This window comes from Micromonospora sp. DT228, from assembly GCF_049841595.1.
GTDB lineage: Bacteria > Actinomycetota > Actinomycetes > Mycobacteriales > Micromonosporaceae > Micromonospora.
In genome coordinates this window covers 176,486-193,754 of the sequence record NZ_JBNCKO010000007.1, presented here as the reverse complement: position 1 = coordinate 193,754, position 17,269 = coordinate 176,486, and the positions used below count along the sequence as shown (strand labels likewise).

The following is a 17,269-nucleotide window of genomic DNA, read 5'->3' as shown; positions in this document are numbered from 1 at the left end:
GACCGGCGGTAGGCGGTGTGCGAGGACGCGGGTGACCGGCACGTTGGGGGTGCGGGCCGCCGATGTGTCACCAGGCAGCCTAAGTGACGAACGAGCGAGTCGCATCGGTTTCGTGCCGGTTAATTCGCCGTGAATCACTAAGACGCTGGTCAATGCGTAAACGTTGGGTAGATATTTCCCGGTCGTACCACAGTGGATCCTCCCGCGGCCCGGATCGTTTCAACGGCCCGGGCCCGTGGGTACGCTCCCATCCGCTGATCCCTCGATCGACGGAGACCTATCGTGATCATGGCTTTGCTGCTCGACCTCGCCAACATCGTCGGCGGCTTCCTGCTCGCCGTCGCTCTGCTGCGGCTGCTGCCGCGCGTCGGCGACGACCTGGGCCGCCTCGCCGGTCGGGCCGCCCCGATCGCCTGGGTGGTCGGCGTCGTGGCGCTCGTGACCGGCGGCTACTACCTCATCGTCCACCTGGTGTCCGGGCCCCGGGTGTTCCACTTCGAGGTGGTGGGCATCGGCGTCGGGCTCGCCCTGCTGTGGGAGCGGCTGACCGGACGACCGGCGCCACGCGGCGAGCAGGCGACCGGGGCCACCGGGGCGACTGGGGTCCGCCTCCTGCTCGCGATCTTCGGTCTCATCGCGATCGTCGTCGGCATCCAGGGGCTCTTCACCCCGGACGGCTGACCGGGCCGCCCGCACGACAGGCGGACCGCCGTCGGCCCGTCATCAGCCATCGGCTGCCTCCCCGGACCGTCGCACCGGCACAGGTGCCGCGTGATCCGGGCGGATTGGACGGCCTCGTCGAGGGCGGCCGGGTGACATCGACGGATTAGCTGGCGTCGCCGGTCGTGGCCTCTCCGGTGGCCGGCCGCTGGGAGGGCCGGCGGAACGGGTCCTCCCGGCCCGGCACCGCCTGCTGACCCCGGTCGGTCGACCGCGGCGCGGGCTGCGACGGCATCCGCGGCGACTCGCCGGCCTCGGTGACCAGGCGCTCGGTCTCCTGCACCAGATAGTGCGGTCGGCGCTTCGTCTCGTAGTAGATCCGGCCGATGTACTCCCCGATCACACCCAGGATGGTCATCTGGATGCCGCCGAGACCGATCACGCTGACGATGATCGTGGTGTAGCCGGGAACGTCGATGCCCTTCTCGACGGCGTCCGCCACCACCCAGGCCATGTAGACGAGTGCGATGAGGGTGAGGAACATGCCGCCGTAGATCGCCAGGCGCAGTGGCCGGTTGTTGAACGACAGCAGGCCGTCGAACGCGTAGTTGAACAGCTTGCCGAACGTCCACCTGCTCCGCCCCGTCTGCCGGGTCTCGTTGCGGTGGGCCACCACCACGGTGCGGAAGCCGATCCAGGAGAACAGCCCCTTGGAGAACCTGTTGTATTCCGGCATCGACAGTATCGCGTCCACCGCGAGCCGGGACAGCAGCCGGAAGTCGCCTGCCCCGTCCTGCAGGCGCACGTCGATCCACCAGTTGATCATCCGGTAGAAGGACCGCGAGGCGACCATGCGAACGAACCGGTCACCCCGCCGGTCTCGGCGGGCGATCACCTGGTCGAAGCCCTGCCGATACAGTGCCACCATCTCGGGCAACAACCGTGGCGGGTGTTGCAGGTCGGCGTCCATGATGACGACCGCGTCGCCGGTGGCCCGCTGCAGGCCGGCGAGCATCGCCGCCTCCTTGCCGAAGTTGCGGCTCAGCGACGTGTAGCAGACCGTAGGGTCGGCGGCGGCGAGGCGGCGCAGCGCCTCGAGGGTGCCGTCCTCGCTGCCATCGTCGACGTACACCACCTCGACATCGAGGTCGGTCAGGTCGGCGAGCGTGGCCGTGACGGTCTCGTGCAGGCGCTCCACCGACGATTCCTCGTTGAAGCAGGGCACCACGATGGACAGTCGCACCCCGCTCACCCCGCCCGACCTGTGCTCGGGCATCCGCCGCCGGTGTCCGCGGCGCACTCCCGATCAGAGTCGGTAGAGCAGCGTGCCATCGAGATCCTCCCGAGTGATGCCCAACCCGTCGATGGGCCGGGTCGCGATGCCCTCCCACGGTGTCCCCGCCGTGCGGTCCGGCACGGCGACCACCGACCGCACGCCGATCCCCCGCAGGTACGCCACGCTGGCGGCGTCGGGGAACGACGCCACCGCGATCCGGGTGTTCGCCTGGCTGACCGGCTCGAACCCGGCCAGCCCGTTGGTGATCCGCGGGAACCCGTCGGTCGTCCACAACATGTACGCCAGGTCGCCCACGCTGCCCGCGGGCAGCACCAGGATCGGGTCCTGCGCGGCCCGCATCGCGGCCGGTGGCGGAGTCACCGTCGGGTGGGGTGTCCGGTTGACGCCCTCCAGGGTGACCAGGGCCAGCGGCACCAGCAGGACCAGCGGCATGAGCACCCGCGTCCAGCGGCGGGCCGAGGACTGACCCGATGATGTCGAGGGCTCACCAGGCGATGTCGAGGTCTGGCCCGATGATTGGGCCAGCGCCGTCACCGCTCCCGCGGCCAGCAGCGCCAGCAGCAGGCTGGTCCAGTGCATCATCCGGCCCGGCGTGCGCAGGGCGTCCCAGCCCGGCAGGGAGGTGGACAGGGTCAGGTAACCCGGGTTCCCGTCACCACCGAGGGTCGAGCCCAGGCCCAACAGCACCGTGCCGAGCACACCGAGGCCCAGCGCGATCCGGTGCCGAGCCGGGTACGCCGAGATGAACAGGCCAGCCGCGGCCAGCGCGATAAGCGTTATCCCCGGCAGCAGCGCCATCTCCGGCGGCCAGGACAGCTGTTCGCGGGCGGCGGCGTGCCGCTCACCCCACAGCCACGAGTCGGCGGGTGCGGTCACGAACCCGATGAGCGGGGGAGAGAACATCTTCGTCCACTCCAACCCCCGTTCGGCCTGCGGGTTGAGGTCGACGACGCGCAGGTAGACCAGACCGAGCAGCACCGTCGCCGCGCCGAACACGCCGCCGCCGGCCAGATCCGCGAGCAACAACCGCCGACCGAACGGCGGCCGCTCCCGCTTACGCCACCAGGACCAGCCGTAGAAGCCGGCCGCCACCAGCACCGCGGCCAGCAGGAAATAGACAAGTGGTAGCCCGATGCCGAAGCCGAGCGTGATCTGCCAGGCGGCCACGAGCCACCCGGCCAACGCCCAGCCGGGCCGCCGTCGCTCGGGCCGGTAACCGTGGCGCAGCGACCAGCCATGCCCACGGGCCAGCATCGCCAGGCACAGCGCGATGCCCCCGCTGGACAAGATGTTGAGGTGGCCGGCGTGCGCCAACCGCCAGGGGGCGAACGCCCACGCGATCCCGGCGACCGCCCCGCCCCACCGGTTGGCGCCGAGCTGCCGCGCCAGCACGTACGCCCCGAAGGCCGCGAGCGCGTGCAGCAGCACGTAGAGCACGTTGTACCGGATCACGGCCGCCTCGAAGCCGGAACCGATCATCCCGATCGGGGCGTACCCGAGCAGGGTGTCGCTGTAGGCGAACGTGTATTTCTCCGGGAAGAACGTGTTCGAGTTCCAGAGGTCGGCCGGACTGCTGAAGAGCGCATGCCCCGCCCAGGCGACCTGCCACGCCTGCAACGTCGGGTCACCGAGGTCGTTGGGGATCGTGCTCGCCGGATGCCGCAGCGTCGGCCAGGTCAGCACCACCGACAGCAGCAGGCTGCCCAGTGCCGCCACCGTCCACTCGGGGCGGGCCCAGCGCCACCGACCCCACCGGCTCGGCGTCCGGTCGTCGGACGTTTGTTCGGGGCTCGTGTTCTCGGCGGTTGCTGCGGCGCCGGTGGACCGGGTATTCACGCGATAGATCCTGTCCGATGGTGGGAACCTTGTCCATGCTGTCCGACGCGTGGGTCCGCGCCGTGTCGCATGCGGGGGACGCACAGCCTGGTCATGCGGTGGTCACTCATTGAACACGAGGACCCAGGCGGCCACGCAGACCGGCTCGGTCTCGCCCTCGATCTCCTGCGCAACCCTGCCGGTCCTGGTGACGAGGTCCGGGTGGCGGCCTCGCCCATCTCCGCCTACTCCCGCCAGCCGGTCAGCTCCACCCCCTTGGCCAGCTCCACCCGGAAGCCGATGGCGATCTCACCGCTGTCGCCCGGGGCGAGCGACAGCCGCCAGGCCAGCTCTCCCAGCTCCGTACGCTCCGCCGGCGGCGGCGCCAGGTTCGTCTCCCGCACCACCACCGCCTCGTCGCGGGACACCGGCAACTGGTCGCGTACCTCGATCGTCGCCGTCCGCGGCGTGTGGTTGGCCACGGTGATCCGGTAGTCCATCTCCCGCCGCCGCGTCGACCCGAGCGCGGCCCTGGTCTCCGAGCGCCGGTGCAGCTTCCGTTCCACCCGCAGCCGGTCGTCGACGCCGAGCCCCAGCTCGATCTCCTCGCCCGGCGCCCACATCGGCAGCCCGCTGGCCGCGACGAAGTCGGCGCCGTGGAAGACCGCCGCCGGACCGGGCAGCATCGTGTGCTCCGACGTGTTGCGTACCGTGGCACGCAGGTGCGCCTCCGCGGCGCGGACCGGCACGCTCACGTGGTCCAGTCGGGCCGGCAGCTCCAGCACGGCGATTGTGGCTCGGTGCGCGCTGCCGTCGGCCGGCACCGCCGCCGGCCGGGCCGGCCGATAGGTGGCGGCGCTGACACCCTGCTCGATCTGGGCGACGCTCTCCTGCAACCGGGGCCGGGGCGCCGAGTTCCGGGCCATCGCGCCGCCCGGTGCCGGTGGCGGCATTCCGACCGGCATGGCCGCCGCCGCGCCCGCGACCGGCATCGGCCGAAGTCGGTCGAGATACCAGGGCGAGAGTTCGGGTACGACTGTCGTCGCCGCCGGCCGCGCGGTCGAGAGCTTAAGCTCGCACTCCGGCCAGTCCTCTCCGGTGTTCTGGCTGACCAACCCGAACCAGGTGACGGTCATGGTGTCCTCGACCAGCCGCAGGTCGTAGGAGGGTCGCCACACCGCGCCGTCGACCAGGTAGGTCAGCTCCAGTTCCACCTCCGCGTCGTCGGCCGTCACCGAGACCGTCACCTCGGCGGCCAACCGGTCCGGCGTCCGCTTGCCGCGCGCGGCGTTCAGGTCGCGCTCGACCGCGGCCAACTCCGCGACCAGGTCGGTGCGCCGCCGAGACAGCCCGCGCCGCCGGCCGCGTGACTCGGCGAGCTGACCGGCCACCGAGTCGCTGAAGGCCGCCACGTCGGTCGGCGCCGCGTCGCCGGAGGCCAACGCCCGGGCGTACGTGCCACCGGCGCGCTCGGCCAGCCGGGTGAGGAACTCCCCGCGCTGTTCCTCGATTGCGTCCGCGTCCGCGACCTCGGCCAACTCGTCGTTCAGCTCGCGGCGTCGCTGCTCGAGGTGGACGATCTGCGGGTCGGTGCTGTGGGCCTGCCGCCAGGTGGTCACGTCCACACCGAGGACCGTGGCCGCGCCCCGACCACCGACCCGGATGGAGTCGCGCCGCAGGCCGAGGGGGAGTGGCGCGACGCGTACGCGGTGCTCGCCGGCGGTCAGCCGAGGGCTGCCCCGGCGGGTGACCCGGGCCCGGTCCGGATAGACGGTGACACCGACGATGGGCGCGTCAATCTCTGTGCTCTCCACGGCGCGAGGGTAATCCAGGCGCGCGCACCACCACCCGGCCATCCATCCGTCGCCCCGACCGCCCGTACGCTCGGCCGGGCGGGCGCCTGATCCGCGAGACGAGGGGGAGGTGAACCGGTGGTGCGTGATGACGTGGCGGAATTGGCGGAGATCTGGGGGCCGCCAACCTGGTCGGCTCCGGTCCGCGCCGAGCGGCTGGCTCAGTTCGCGGGCGCGGTGCCGGATCTGCTGCTGGCGTGTTGGCGTAGGTACGGATTCGCCGGCTTCGGCGACGGGCTGTTCTGGTTGTGTGATCCCGAGGTGTGGCAGCCGGCGGTCGACGCGTGGACGAACGGCCTTGTCCTACCGAGCGAAGAACGATGGATCGCGGTGAGCCGCAGCGCGTTCGGCGATCTGCAGGTGTGGGGGCAGCAGACGGGTGCGCGGTTGTCGATAAGCGCGCAGCACGGGTGGGTGATCCATACGGATCGGTCGGCCGGCGAGATGTCGGACGATCGCCGCGACGACCGGCTCTACGCGCTGCTGATGTGCCAGGACCGCCGCAGTGTCGACCTGTGCGGCGCCGATGGAGAACCGTTGTTCGACCGGGTCCTCGCACTGCGTGGCCCGGTCGGCCCCGACACCGTCTACGGCTTCGTCCCGGCCCTGGGTCTCGGCGGGGCGCTGCGCCCCGACCGGGCGGAGATCTGCGCCGGACCCGTCCATCTGGAGCTGCTCGCCGAGCTCTCCGAGCGTCGCGTCATGGACAACGAAGATCTTCTGCACCTGTGGCTGGACCGATGACGGTGTGGCGGCGAGTGCGGGCCACCGACACGGGCCTCAACGGGCGCGCCGCGCGCCTGCTGACCAGTGAGCCGACCGACGACGCGGGATGGCCGGCCGACCTGCCGGCCGGTGCGACGGAGGTGGTCATCGTCGAGGACACCCCCAGCCCGACAGCCACTCTGCGGGTGCGGACCAGTGGGGACGACGCGCCGACGAGTGCGCGGGTCAGGTTTGACCAGCTCGCCGTACCTGAGTCGGGCGGAGCAGGGTGCTGAGGTGCCTAACCCTGGCAGGATGTGGTTGCCGCCGGGAGAGGTCGCAATACTTCGAGTCATGAACGCGAGAGGACAGCTCGGCGATTTCCTCCAGGCCCGACGCTCCCAGCTGAGGCCGGAGGACGCCGGCGTGGTGACCTACGGCGACCGGCGGCGCGTCCGAGGGTTGCGCCGGGAGGAACTGGCCCTCCTGGCCGGAGTGAGCGCCTCGTACTATTCGCGCCTGGAGCAGGGTCAGGCCGTCAACGCCTCACCCGAGGTCCTGGAGGCGCTCGCTCGGGCCCTGCAGCTCGACGAGGCGGAACGTCGCCACCTGACCGAGCTCGCGGCCGGGACCCGGCGTCGGCCCGCCGTCCGGCGTCCGCCGCCGGAGCGGGTGAGCCCGGCGGTACGCCAGCTCGTGGCGACGCTCGGTGACGTACCCGTGGTGGTGCTCGGTCGTCGTGCCGACGTGCTGGCCTGGAACGTCGGCGGCCACGCCCTGTTCGCCGGCCATCTGGACAACACGCTCCCCGAGCGACCGAACCAGGGCCCGAACATGGCGCGGCTGGTGTTCCTGGACGCGCACACCCGTGACCTGTACGTGGACTGGCCCACGAAGGCCCGCGCCGTGGTGGCGACGCTGCGGATGGTCTCCGGGCAGCACCCGAACGACCCGTCGCTGGCCGCGCTCGTCGGGGAGCTGACGGTGCGGAGTCCGGAGTTCGGCGCCATGTGGGCCGACCATCGGGTCAAGGCCGGCGGCGGCAGCGCGTACGAGATGCGCCACCCGCTTGTCGGCACGATGACCGTGACCCAGCAGGCACTGCGGACCGAGGACGGTCAGACGGTCGTCGTCGCCACCACCGAACCCGGCTCGGCGTCGCACGCCGCGATGACGTTGCTCCTGCACGGCGCTGTCACCTCCCGCGCCGGCACTCGGCCGCAACCGGCCATGCGCGAATAGCGCCCTTTTCCCAACGGCTCGAAAACGAGGTGCTCCGCAAGGAGCGCCGGACCCTTCGCGCCCTCATCAGCCGTGACAACACGGTTTTCCGAGAGGAACAGAAATGCGCAAGAGAATGATGACCCTCGCAGTGGCCCTCGCGGCGGCCGGCGTCAGCGTCGTGACGGTTGCGCCGTCGAGCGTCGCCCAGGCGGGGCCCGCACGGGCAAGCGCCGTCGGACCGGCCGGGCCGTCGACCGCGCCGCTGCCCTCGCGGATCGCGGTCCACTTCGATCTGGCGAACGGGCAGATGCCGGAGAACATCGCCATGGGCCCGGACGGCACGGCGTACGTCACCTTCGCGGCCGCCCGGCAGGTCGTCGCCGTCACCCCGTCCGGTGCGACGCGGATCCTGGCGACCCTGCCCGCGCCGGCCGACGGCGGTGTGAACACGCCGGTGCTCGGGTTCGCGCTGACCACCGGCATCGTCCGGATGGCCGACGGGACGCTCTACGTCCTCTACGCCAGCGGCGACGCCGCCACCACCGGCCTCTACCGGCTGCGCCCGGGCCGGGTTCCGCAGCGCATCGCCGCCCTGCCGGCTGCCGGACTGCCCAACGGCCTGGCGTTCGACGCGGTGGCGAGCAGGTTCTACGTCACCGACTCGGTGCTGGGCACGATCTCGACAGTCCCCCTGCAGGGCGGCCGCGTCGAGGTGTGGTCCTCGGCGCCGGAGCTCGCCTCCACGGGTTTCCTCGGCGCCAACGGCATCAAGGTACGCCCCGACGCGATCTGGGCGACGAACCTCGACCAGGGAACGTTGCTGCGCATCCCGCTGCGGCACAGCCGTCCCGGACCCGTCCGGGTGGTGGCGACCGGCCTCGTCGGCATCGACGACTTCGACTTCGCGGGCGCCGGTGACCAGCAGGTCGTCGCCGCGCTCAACGGGCCGAACACGCTCGTGAGCATCGACGCCGCGGGCCGTTCCCGAACGCTGATGAGCGGCGCCGACGGGTTGCAGAACCCGACCTCGGTGGCCGTCCGTGGCCGCACCCTCTACGTGCTCAGTGCCGCGTACACCACCGGCGCCGACCCCAACCTGGCCCTGGCCACCCTGCCGCGCCGCTGACCCGTCACCTTCCAGGAGGTCCCCTTGCTCGAGATCAAGCAGTGGGGTCGGTTCCCCCGTTACTGAACACGCGGGTTTCCCGCCGCCGTCGTACGACGGCGGCGGGCGCTCGTGCGTCGGGGCTTTCCCGTCATCGGGTCGGGTTTGTGGTCGTGGGGCGCCAGGCCAGCCAGCCGCGGCAGAGCACGTAGGCCGCGGCGACGACGGCGACCAGCCCGATGTCGATGAAGGCCGACAGGCGTGCCTCGGCAACGTCGCCGATCGCCAGGCCGAACACCACGAGGGCGGTCTTGCCGGCGAGCACGATCTCCCAGACGCCCGCCGACTGGCGCGGCCTGATCGCGAGCAGGGCGAAGAGCCCGGCGAAGATGGCGAAGCTGGAGACTCGCCAGCCTTCGATGAACAGGCGGTCGTCGGGCGCGTTGAGGGTCAACAGGACGCCGTTGACGAACGCCCCGAGGGTGGCGAGGGCGGCGACGGCCGCGAGTCCACGACCGATGCGGTCGGCGGAGCGGGCGGGGGCGGTGGTGTCGGTGCGCAAGGCGGTCGCGGTGGTCATGAGAACCCCATCTCTGCGATACGAATTTAACTTACATCCGTTAACTTACACACTTACCTAACGGCTGTAAAGTGATGGGTCGTGGGATGTCGAGGGGGTCGCGGGTGCGACCGCGCTCCACCGCTGCTCAGCCGGCAGGTCAGCCACCCGGCGAACCGCCCGCGCGGTGCGACCCGCGCGTAGCCGGCACCGGACCTCGGCCATACGCTGGCACCCGGAAGAGGGAGGTGGCGCGCCGCACGCGTCAGGCGGCGCGGCCCGCTCCGTTGCGACTCAGGGCTGGGTAGTGCATGCGCGTCATTCCGGGCAGGACTCCGAAGTACATGGTCATCCGCGACGACCTGATCAAGCGGATCAGCAGGGGGGAGTTCGCCCCCGGTGACGCGCTGCCCGGCCAGCGACACCTGAGCGAGCAGTACGGCGTCAGCCTCATGACGCTGCGGCAGGCCCTGGACGAGCTGTGTGACCGGGGAGTGGTGGATCAGCTTCCCGGTAAGGGCACCTACGTCCGGGCGATGCCGGTCCCGTACTCGATGGGCAACCTGCGCAGCCTCGCCGACGACCTGCGTGCGCACGGCATCGAGGTGCTGACCCGGGTGCTGGCCCGCGACGTCGTCGCGGTGCCCGACGAGCTCGCCGCGCGGTTGGGGATCCCCGTGGGCGACAAGGTGCTCACGCTGGAGCGGGTCCGGGTCGTCCGGGGCGCTCCGCTGATCCATCAGGTGTCCTATGTTCCGCAGCCCTTCGGCGACCTGCTCCAGGGCGTCGACTTCGAGAAGAACGAGCTGTACGCCGTGCTCGCCGAGCGGGCCGGCGCGGCGGCCGTGCAGGCCGAGGAGACGATCTCGCCGGTGCTCATGCCCGAACGCATCGGTGATCTGCTCGGACTCCCCGAAGGCGTTCCGGCGATGCGCAGCGAGCGGATCACCCGCGACGCCGACCGGCGCACGCTTGTTGTCGACGTCGCCATCCTCGCGGGAGACAGCGTCGTGATCAGGAACATTCGCGAGGTCAGCGGCAATCAGATCAGCTACGCGGTCGGTGCTGGCACCGGGCTGTCCGGGGCTGGCGGCCCCGGACCGGGCTGACGGGAGGGGCGGCGGGAGCCGCCGCGCGCCCGCCTCAACTGTTCTAGAACTACTTGTCGACAGATCTAGAACACCGCTCGGTTGCCCTGCTATAAAGACCTCATCGTTCTAGAACTGTGAGGGGATGTGCCGTGGATCAGCTCCTACGCTCCGCCCGCCCAGCAGCCCAAACCGACCCCCGTCGACCCTCGGGGCTCGGCAGGTTCGGTGACTACGGCGGACGCTTCGTGCCGGAGTCGCTCGTTCCGGCCTGTGTCGAGGTCGAGCGGGCCTTCACCCAGGCCTGGGCGGATCCGCTGTTCCGCGGCGAGCTGAACCACCTGCTCTCCGTCTACGTCGGCCGGCCGACGCCGCTGACGCCCGCGCTGCGACTCTCGGCGGAGCTGGGCGTCAACCTGCTGCTCAAGCGGGAGGATCTCACCCACACCGGCTCCCACAAGATCAACAATGTGTTGGGGCAGGCGCTGCTGGCCCGGCGGATGGGCAAGCGGCGACTGATCGCCGAGACCGGCGCGGGCCAGCACGGCGTGGCCACCGCCACCGCCGGTGCCCTGTTCGGCATGCCGACCACCGTCCTGATGGGCGCGAAGGACATCGAACGGCAGCAGCTCAACGTCTTCCGGATGAAGATGCTGGGCGCCGAGGTGGTGCCCGTGACCTCCGGCAGCCGCACCCTCAAGGACTCCTGCAGCGAGGCCCTGCGCCACTGGGTCACCTCCGTCGACGACACCTACTACTGCTTCGGCTCGACGATGGGCCCACACCCGTACCCGTGGATGGTCCGCCAGTTCCAGCGGGTGATCGGTGACGAGGCCCGCGCGCAGTGCGCGGTCGACCTCGTCACCGGCACCCCCGACTACGTCGTGGCCTGCGTCGGCGGCGGGTCCAACGCGGCCGGCACGTTCGCCGGCTTCATCGACACGCCGGCCCGGTTGTTCGGTGTCGAGGCGGCCGGTGGCGCCGCGATCAGCGCCGGCACCCCCGGCGTGTTGCACGGCTTCCGCTCCCTGGTGCTGCAGGACGAGCACGGGCAGATCAGTGAGGCCCACTCGATCGCCGCCGGTCTGGACTACCCGGGCGTGGGGCCGGAGCACGCGTACCTGGCCGAGTCGGGTCGGGCCACCTACGTGACGGTGGACGACGGCGAGGTGCTCGCCGCCACCCACCGGCTGGCCCGTGCGGAGGGCATCCTCTGTGCGCTGGAATCCGCCCACGCGGTCGCCTGGGTGATCCGTGCCGCCGGTGACGGCACGATCCCCCCGGGTGCGACGGTGCTGCTCACGCTCTCCGGGCGGGGCGACAAAGACATGGCGACCCTGATGGAGCTGTCGTGAACGCGCTGGAGATCCGGGCCCGCGCCGCCAAGGCCGCCGGCCACAAGCTGCTCGTGCCGTACGTGACGGGTGGTGTCACCGGGAACTGGACCGACCTGTTGCGGGCCGCCGTGGACGCGGGCGCCGACGCCATCGAGGTTGGCCTCCCGTTCTCCGACCCCATTCTGGACGGACCTGTCGTGCAGGAGTCGTCGCACCGGGCCCTGCTCCGGGGCGTCACCACCCGGCAGATCCTCGACGAGGTCACCCGGCTCGCACTGCCCGTGCCGTTGATCGCGTTCACCTACGCCAACCTGGTCCTGCACGGCGGGGCCGACCGGTTCTGCGCCGCGCTCGCCGACGCCGGGGTGGACGGTCTGATCGTGCCGGACCTGCCGGTCGACGAGATGGAGCCGGTCTCCACGGCGGCGGCGGGCAGCATGCTCGACCTCGTGCTGCTCGCCTCCCCGGCGACCGTGCCGCAGCGCCTGGACGAGATCGCCACGCGCAGCCGGGGCTTCGTCTACGCGGTAAGTGTCATGGCGACCACCGGCGAGCAGTCCACGTTGGGCCAGGCCGGCGAGCGGTTGGTGACATCGCTGCGACAGGCCACGGATCTGCCCGTGGTCCTCGGCTTCGGGATCTCCGGTCCGCAGCAGGCGGCCGAGGCCGTCGGGTACGCCGACGGGGTCGTGGTGGGCTCGGCGCTCATGCGTCGCGTGCTCGACGGGGCTCCGGCGGCGGAACTTGGTGATGTCCTGACCCAGCTCCGGACGGCGCTGGACGCGACCGCCCGGTGACGGCTGACCATTGCGGTGGAGCGACTCACCGGGTCCGACGGCAGTGGTGCCGTCGGACCCGGCCGCTCAGCGGTCGTGACAGCCGACCTTGTCGCCGATCTCCGCCGGGATGCCGAACGGGCTGCACTCGAGAGCGCTGCCCTCGCCCAGCTTCCGCCAGGTGCCGTCCGAGTACTCGAACACCATCACGCCGTCGCCCTGCATCCCGGGGTCGACGGCGCGAATACCCGCGGTGGCCCACCGGCGGGCGCACTTGATGTGGTCGGGGTTGATCCGGTGGGTGGCGCTGTTCAGCCCGGACGCCCGCTGTAGGGTCGCGGCACCGACAGGACAGGCGGTCTCGGTGGTGGTCGGCGTCGCGGCCACCGCACTGCGGGTCGGCGACGCGCCGGTGGTCGGCCGCGCAGCGGAGGCGGACGTGGCGCTGGGTACGGGTGACGTAGTGCTGTCGCCGGCTACCGGAGTGGCCGGGGCGGTGGTGCAGGCCGCCAGGCCTGCCAGCAGGGTGACGGGTACGAGGGCGCGGAGCGCGGTGCGGGTCATCGTTCCTCCGGATCAGCAGGAATGGCGGTTTCGCGCTACACGCGGTCCAGTCGACTGTGGTTGCAGTCGATCTGACATGCTGCGCGTTGCTTGCTCGTGACGATCCGCATACCGCTGGTCCCCTTACTCTTAAGCTTTTTTGAAGTCCCGTGGCTCAGCTAGGCGGCTGGCCGGCCGGCTTACTACCCCCATCCCGTCTGGATCATCCCCGCTCTGCGAGCCGGGCTGAACGTCCTTGGCGCTGTAGGCCCGCTCGGTAACCTGCAGGCTGTTTCGGGAGGATCGCCATGACCTACACGGCAGAGTTCGGTGCGGCCAGCGCCACGTACCACCCCGAGGGCGGCCAGGAGCGGGCGATGATGAGGTCCGGCACGGTCGGTCGGTTCGTCGCCCCCGGCAGCGCCACCCAGGGGCGCTTCGGCCTCTACGAGTGGCGGATGCCGGCGCGCGCCGGCGGAGCCGAGGCGCACTTCCACCGGACCTTCTCCGAATCCTTCTACGTGGTGTCCGGGACGGTGCGCCTCTACGGCGGGTCGGGGTGGACCGACGGGCGACCCGGCGACTTCCTGCACGTGCCCGAGGGCGGCGTGCACGGCTTCCGCAACGACAGCGACGCCGAGGCGGTGATGCTGATCCTCTTCGCGCCTGGCATTCCGCGCGAGACCTACTTCCGCGAGCTTGCCGAGATCGCCGCGACCGGCCGGACCCTCTCCGAAGAGGAGTGGACCGACCTGTTCGCCCGCCACGACCAGTACCGCGCCTGACGCCGCCACGCCGCACGCCTCCACCGGCCGCTGGTCCCCATCGCGCGCCGACGACGCCCGCTCGCCGCCGTACATCTGATGTATGTGTCGCCGGAGCGGCGTCCGCCGGCGTCTTGCCGGCGCTCGGCGTCGCCGGGCCCGCTGGCGTCGTGACGATCATCCATGACGGCAGGGCCCGGTGGTGCGGATTGTACCCGTCAATCGATCGTTGCCTATTGCGTTGCGCCGGAGTAACCTTCGCGAAACACATCAGATGTCTGGCTGACTCGGGCCCGTCGCTGGCCTGCTCCACAAGGGCCTGGTCGATCCGGGAAGCCGACCCATCTCGGTTACCACAGTTGTCACGCATCGGGGTGGCCGGATCGGTCACCGTTTGGAGGATCGATGTCAGACCTGACCCGACGCCAAGCCCTCAAGATCGGTGCGGCCGGCGCGGGCGGTGCCCTCCTGCCGCTGCCCTGGACGGCCGTCGCCAACGCGGACTCGGTGGCGCCGCCGCAGGTGCTGGCCGCCGGTGACCTCGCGCTCTGGTACGACGAAGGGGCCGGCACCGACTGGCTGCGGGCGCTGCCCATCGGCAACGGTCGGCTCGGCGCCATGGTCTTCGGCAACGTCGACACGGAACGCCTCCAGCTCAACGAGGACACCGTCTGGGCCGGCGGGCCCCACGACCCCAGCAACCCCCGAGGCGCGGGAGCGCTGGCGGAGATCCGGCGGCTGGTCAACGCGAACCAGTGGACCCAGGCCCAGGATCTGATCAACCAGACCATGATGGGTAACCCCGGCGGCCAGCTGGCCTACCAGACCGTCGGCAACCTCCGGCTCGCCTTCGGCTCCGCCAGCGGAGCGTCGCAGCACAACCGGACGCTCGACCTCACCACCGCCACCGCCACCACGACGTACGTGCTGAACGGCGTCCGACACCAGCGGGAGGTGTTCGCCAGCGCGCCGGACCAGGTCATCGCGATCCGGCTGACCGCCGACCGGACCGGCTCGATCAGCTTCACCGCCACCTTCGACAGCCCGCAGCGCACCACGGTGTCCAGCCCGGACGGCACCACCATCGGCCTCGACGGCGTCTCCGGAAACATGGAGGGCGTCACCGGCGCGGTCCGCTTCCTCGCCCTGGCCAACGCCACCGTCAGCGGCGGCAGCGTGTCCAGCTCCGGCGGCACCCTGCGGGTGACGAACGCCAACAGCGTGACCCTGCTGGTCTCCATCGGCTCCAGCTACGTCAACTACCGCAACGTCGGCGGCGACTACCAGGGCATCGCCCGGCAGCGCCTCACCGCCGCGCGGGCCAGCAGCTACGACCAGCTGCGCAGCCGGCACGTGGCCGACTACCAGGCGCTGTTCGGCCGGGTCACCCTGGACCTGGGCCGCACCTCCGCGGCCGACCAGACGACAGACGTCCGGATCGCCCAGCACAACAGCGTCAACGACCCGCAGTTCTCGGCGCTGCTGTTCCAGTTCGGGCGGTACCTGCTGATCTCGTCCTCGCGGCCCGGCACACAGCCGGCAAACCTCCAGGGCATCTGGAACGACTCGCTGGCCCCGTCCTGGGACTCGAAGTACACGATCAACGCCAACCTGCCGATGAACTACTGGCCGGCCAACACCACGAACCTCGCCGAGTGCCACAACCCGGTCTTCGACCTGGTCCGAGACCTCGCCGTCACCGGCACGCGGACCGCCCAGGTGCAGTACGGCGCCGCCAGTGGCTGGGTCACCCACCACAACACCGACGCGTGGCGGGCCACCGCGGTGGTGGACGGCGCGTTCTGGGGCATGTGGCAGACCGGTGGCGCCTGGCTGTCCACGTTGATCTGGGACCACTACCTGTTCAACGGCGACATCGAGTTCCTGCGGACGAACTACCCGGCCATGAAGGGCGCCGCGCAGTTCTTCCTCAACACCCTGGTGACCGAACCGACCCTCGGCTACCTGGTGACCAACCCGTCGAACTCGCCGGAACTCAGCCACCACTCGAACGCCAGCGTGTGCGCCGGCCCCACGATGGACAACCAGATCCTGCGGGACCTGTTCGACGCCTGCGCCCGCGCGAGCGAGATCCTCGACGTGGACAGCACCTTCCGGGCCCAGGTACGCGCCACCCGGGACCGCCTCCCACCGATGAAGGTCGGCTCGCGCGGCAACATCATGGAGTGGCTCTACGACTGGGTGGAGACCGAGCCCAACCACCGGCACATCTCGCACCTGTACGGCCTGGCCCCCAGCAACCAGATCACCAAGCGCGGCACCCCGCAGCTGTTCGAGGCGGCCCGGCGCACCCTGGCGCTGCGCGGCGACGACGGCACGGGCTGGTCGCTGGCCTGGAAAATCAACTTCTGGGCTCGGATGGAGGAGGGTAAGCGGGCCCACGACCTGATCCGCTACCTCGCCACCACCGCACGGCTCGCGCCCAACATGTTCGACCTGCACCCGCCGTTCCAGATCGACGGCAACTTCGGCGCCACCGCCGGCATCGCCGAGATGCTGTTGCAGAGCCACGCGGGCGAGCTGCACATCCTGCCCGCGCTGCCCCCGGCCTGGCCGAGTGGGCGGGTGGCTGGCCTGCGGGGTCGGGGCGGGCACACGGTCGACGTCACCTGGAGCAGCGGTCAGGCCACCGAGATCCTCGTCCGACCCGACCGCTCCGGCACGGTCCGCCTGCGCGCCCGGATCCTCACCGGCACCGTCACCGTGGTCGACACCGCCGACGGTACGGCGGCCCGGGTCACCCGGATCGAGTCCGACCTGATCGAGGTCACCGTGCAGGCCGGGCGCACCTACCGGGTCACCAGCACGGGCGTCGCCCTACCGACGCTGGAGCAGAGCTTCAGCAACGTCGGCATCACCAGCGACAGCAACACGAACGTCGGCAACTTCGACGGCGGTGGGGCGTCGCTCTCGGCGCAGGCCCTGGCCGCTGCCGGTGCCAGCCCGGGAGGCACCGTGAGCCGCAACGGCGTCAACTTCCGGTGGCCAAGCGTCAGCTCGGGCGCCGCCGACAACGCCATCGCCTCGGGCCAGACGATAGGCGTGACCGGCACGGGCAGGACCCTCGGCTTCCTCCTGACCGGCACCTACGGCGCACCGTCGGGCACCGGCACGGTGGTCTACGCCGACGGCACCCGCCAGACGTTCACGCTGAGCACGCCCGACTGGTACGGCGGGCCGAGCTCCGCGGGGACCGCGGCCATCGTGTCCGCGTACCAGAACCGGCCCAACAACCAGCGGCAGAACACGGCCGCCTGCGTCTACTACGTCGGTGTCGCGTTGCAGAGCAAGGCGGTCGCCTCGGTCGTGCTGCCCAACATCAGCGCCCGGCCGGCGACGAACGTGTCGACGATGCACATCTTCGCCATCGCCATCGGGGGCTGACGGCGACAGATCCCGCTCGGGGGAGCGAGACCGGGCCCGTCCCTTCTGGGGACGGGCCCGGTCGCGGCTTACGGCGCCGCGGTGGCTCGCCAGGGCGTGTGTCAAAGCCCCTGGCCGGCCTGCGGCGGGCCCAGACGA

At 71.0% G+C, this 17,269-nt stretch carries 15 protein-coding genes; 10 read left to right on the top strand and 5 right to left on the bottom strand.

From position 1 onward, the window contains the following. Positions 1 to 288: 288 nt before the first annotated feature. The gene (locus ACLQ29_RS16785) at positions 289 to 681 is read left to right on the top strand and encodes a hypothetical protein (RefSeq protein ID WP_425772584.1); all 393 of its coding nucleotides are present in this window, start codon (positions 289 to 291) and stop codon (positions 679 to 681) included. Positions 682 to 826: 145 nt separating this feature from the next. Here the strand turns inward: ACLQ29_RS16785 and ACLQ29_RS16780 are convergent, their stop codons facing one another. The 3 genes from ACLQ29_RS16780 to ACLQ29_RS16770 all read right to left on the bottom strand — a co-directional run bounded on the left by ACLQ29_RS16780 (position 827) and on the right by ACLQ29_RS16770 (position 5,586). Beyond that, the gene (locus tag ACLQ29_RS16780) at positions 827 to 1,936 is read right to left on the bottom strand and encodes a glycosyltransferase family 2 protein (protein ID WP_425772457.1); all 1,110 of its coding nucleotides are present in this window, start codon (positions 1,934 to 1,936) and stop codon (positions 827 to 829) included. A 30-nt stretch (positions 1,937 to 1,966) separates the two neighbouring features. Further along, positions 1,967 to 3,673 carry a hypothetical protein gene (locus ACLQ29_RS16775; RefSeq protein ID WP_425772583.1) on the bottom strand — a complete coding sequence of 569 codons (1,707 nt, stop codon included), beginning with the start codon at positions 3,671 to 3,673 and terminating at the stop codon, positions 1,967 to 1,969. A gap of 344 nt (positions 3,674 to 4,017) precedes the next feature. Further along, positions 4,018 to 5,586 (bottom strand): mucoidy inhibitor MuiA family protein, encoded by a 1,569-nt coding sequence (locus ACLQ29_RS16770; protein WP_425772456.1) that lies wholly within the window; start codon positions 5,584 to 5,586, stop codon positions 4,018 to 4,020. Positions 5,587 to 5,703: 117 nt separating this feature from the next. Here ACLQ29_RS16770 and ACLQ29_RS16765 point away from each other — a divergent pair, with 117 nt between their 5' ends. The 4 genes from ACLQ29_RS16765 to ACLQ29_RS16750 all read left to right on the top strand — a co-directional run bounded on the left by ACLQ29_RS16765 (position 5,704) and on the right by ACLQ29_RS16750 (position 8,680). Then, positions 5,704 to 6,369 carry a GAD-like domain-containing protein gene (locus ACLQ29_RS16765; RefSeq protein WP_425772455.1) on the top strand — a complete coding sequence of 222 codons (666 nt, stop codon included), beginning with the start codon at positions 5,704 to 5,706 and terminating at the stop codon, positions 6,367 to 6,369. Beyond that, positions 6,366 to 6,626, top strand: a complete 261-nt coding sequence (locus ACLQ29_RS16760) for a DUF7161 family protein (RefSeq protein WP_425772454.1) — start codon at positions 6,366 to 6,368, stop codon at positions 6,624 to 6,626. The genes ACLQ29_RS16765 and ACLQ29_RS16760 overlap by 4 nt, the downstream gene beginning before the upstream one ends. Positions 6,627 to 6,684: 58 nt before the next feature. Continuing rightward, positions 6,685 to 7,572 (top strand): helix-turn-helix transcriptional regulator, encoded by an 888-nt coding sequence (locus tag ACLQ29_RS16755; RefSeq protein WP_425772453.1) that lies wholly within the window; start codon positions 6,685 to 6,687, stop codon positions 7,570 to 7,572. Between the two features lie 103 nt (positions 7,573 to 7,675). Further along, positions 7,676 to 8,680, top strand: a complete 1,005-nt coding sequence (locus tag ACLQ29_RS16750; protein ID WP_425772452.1) for a hypothetical protein — start codon at positions 7,676 to 7,678, stop codon at positions 8,678 to 8,680. A gap of 130 nt (positions 8,681 to 8,810) precedes the next feature. On the opposite strand, the gene ACLQ29_RS16745 is transcribed toward ACLQ29_RS16750, so the two are convergent. Continuing rightward, a complete protein-coding gene (locus tag ACLQ29_RS16745) occupies positions 8,811 to 9,239 on the bottom strand; it encodes a hypothetical protein (protein WP_425772451.1) in 429 nt (142 codons plus the stop codon). Between the two features lie 290 nt (positions 9,240 to 9,529). Here ACLQ29_RS16745 and ACLQ29_RS16740 point away from each other — a divergent pair, with 290 nt between their 5' ends. The 3 genes from ACLQ29_RS16740 (at position 9,530) to trpA (ending at position 12,440) form a co-directional block, all read left to right on the top strand. Then, positions 9,530 to 10,327 (top strand): GntR family transcriptional regulator, encoded by a 798-nt coding sequence (locus ACLQ29_RS16740; RefSeq protein WP_425772450.1) that lies wholly within the window; start codon positions 9,530 to 9,532, stop codon positions 10,325 to 10,327. 131 nt (positions 10,328 to 10,458) lie between these two features. Continuing rightward, positions 10,459 to 11,661: a tryptophan synthase subunit beta gene (gene trpB, locus ACLQ29_RS16735; protein ID WP_425772449.1), complete on the top strand. Its 1,203-nt coding sequence runs from the start codon at positions 10,459 to 10,461 to the stop codon at positions 11,659 to 11,661. Then, positions 11,658 to 12,440 carry a tryptophan synthase subunit alpha gene (gene trpA, locus ACLQ29_RS16730; protein WP_425772448.1) on the top strand — a complete coding sequence of 261 codons (783 nt, stop codon included), beginning with the start codon at positions 11,658 to 11,660 and terminating at the stop codon, positions 12,438 to 12,440. The genes trpB and trpA overlap by 4 nt, the downstream gene beginning before the upstream one ends. Before the next feature lie 66 nt (positions 12,441 to 12,506). Here the strand turns inward: trpA and ACLQ29_RS16725 are convergent, their stop codons facing one another. Beyond that, the gene (locus ACLQ29_RS16725; RefSeq protein WP_425772447.1) at positions 12,507 to 12,983 is read right to left on the bottom strand and encodes a hypothetical protein; all 477 of its coding nucleotides are present in this window, start codon (positions 12,981 to 12,983) and stop codon (positions 12,507 to 12,509) included. A gap of 287 nt (positions 12,984 to 13,270) precedes the next feature. On the opposite strand from ACLQ29_RS16725, the gene ACLQ29_RS16720 reads away from it, so the two are divergent. Continuing rightward, the gene (locus ACLQ29_RS16720) at positions 13,271 to 13,747 is read left to right on the top strand and encodes a cupin domain-containing protein (protein WP_425772446.1); all 477 of its coding nucleotides are present in this window, start codon (positions 13,271 to 13,273) and stop codon (positions 13,745 to 13,747) included. 384 nt (positions 13,748 to 14,131) lie between these two features. Next, complete coding sequence (locus ACLQ29_RS16715) at positions 14,132 to 17,131, top strand: glycoside hydrolase family 95 protein (RefSeq protein ID WP_425772445.1); 3,000 nt, start codon at positions 14,132 to 14,134, stop codon at positions 17,129 to 17,131. The last annotated feature ends 138 nt before the right edge of the window (positions 17,132 to 17,269 follow it).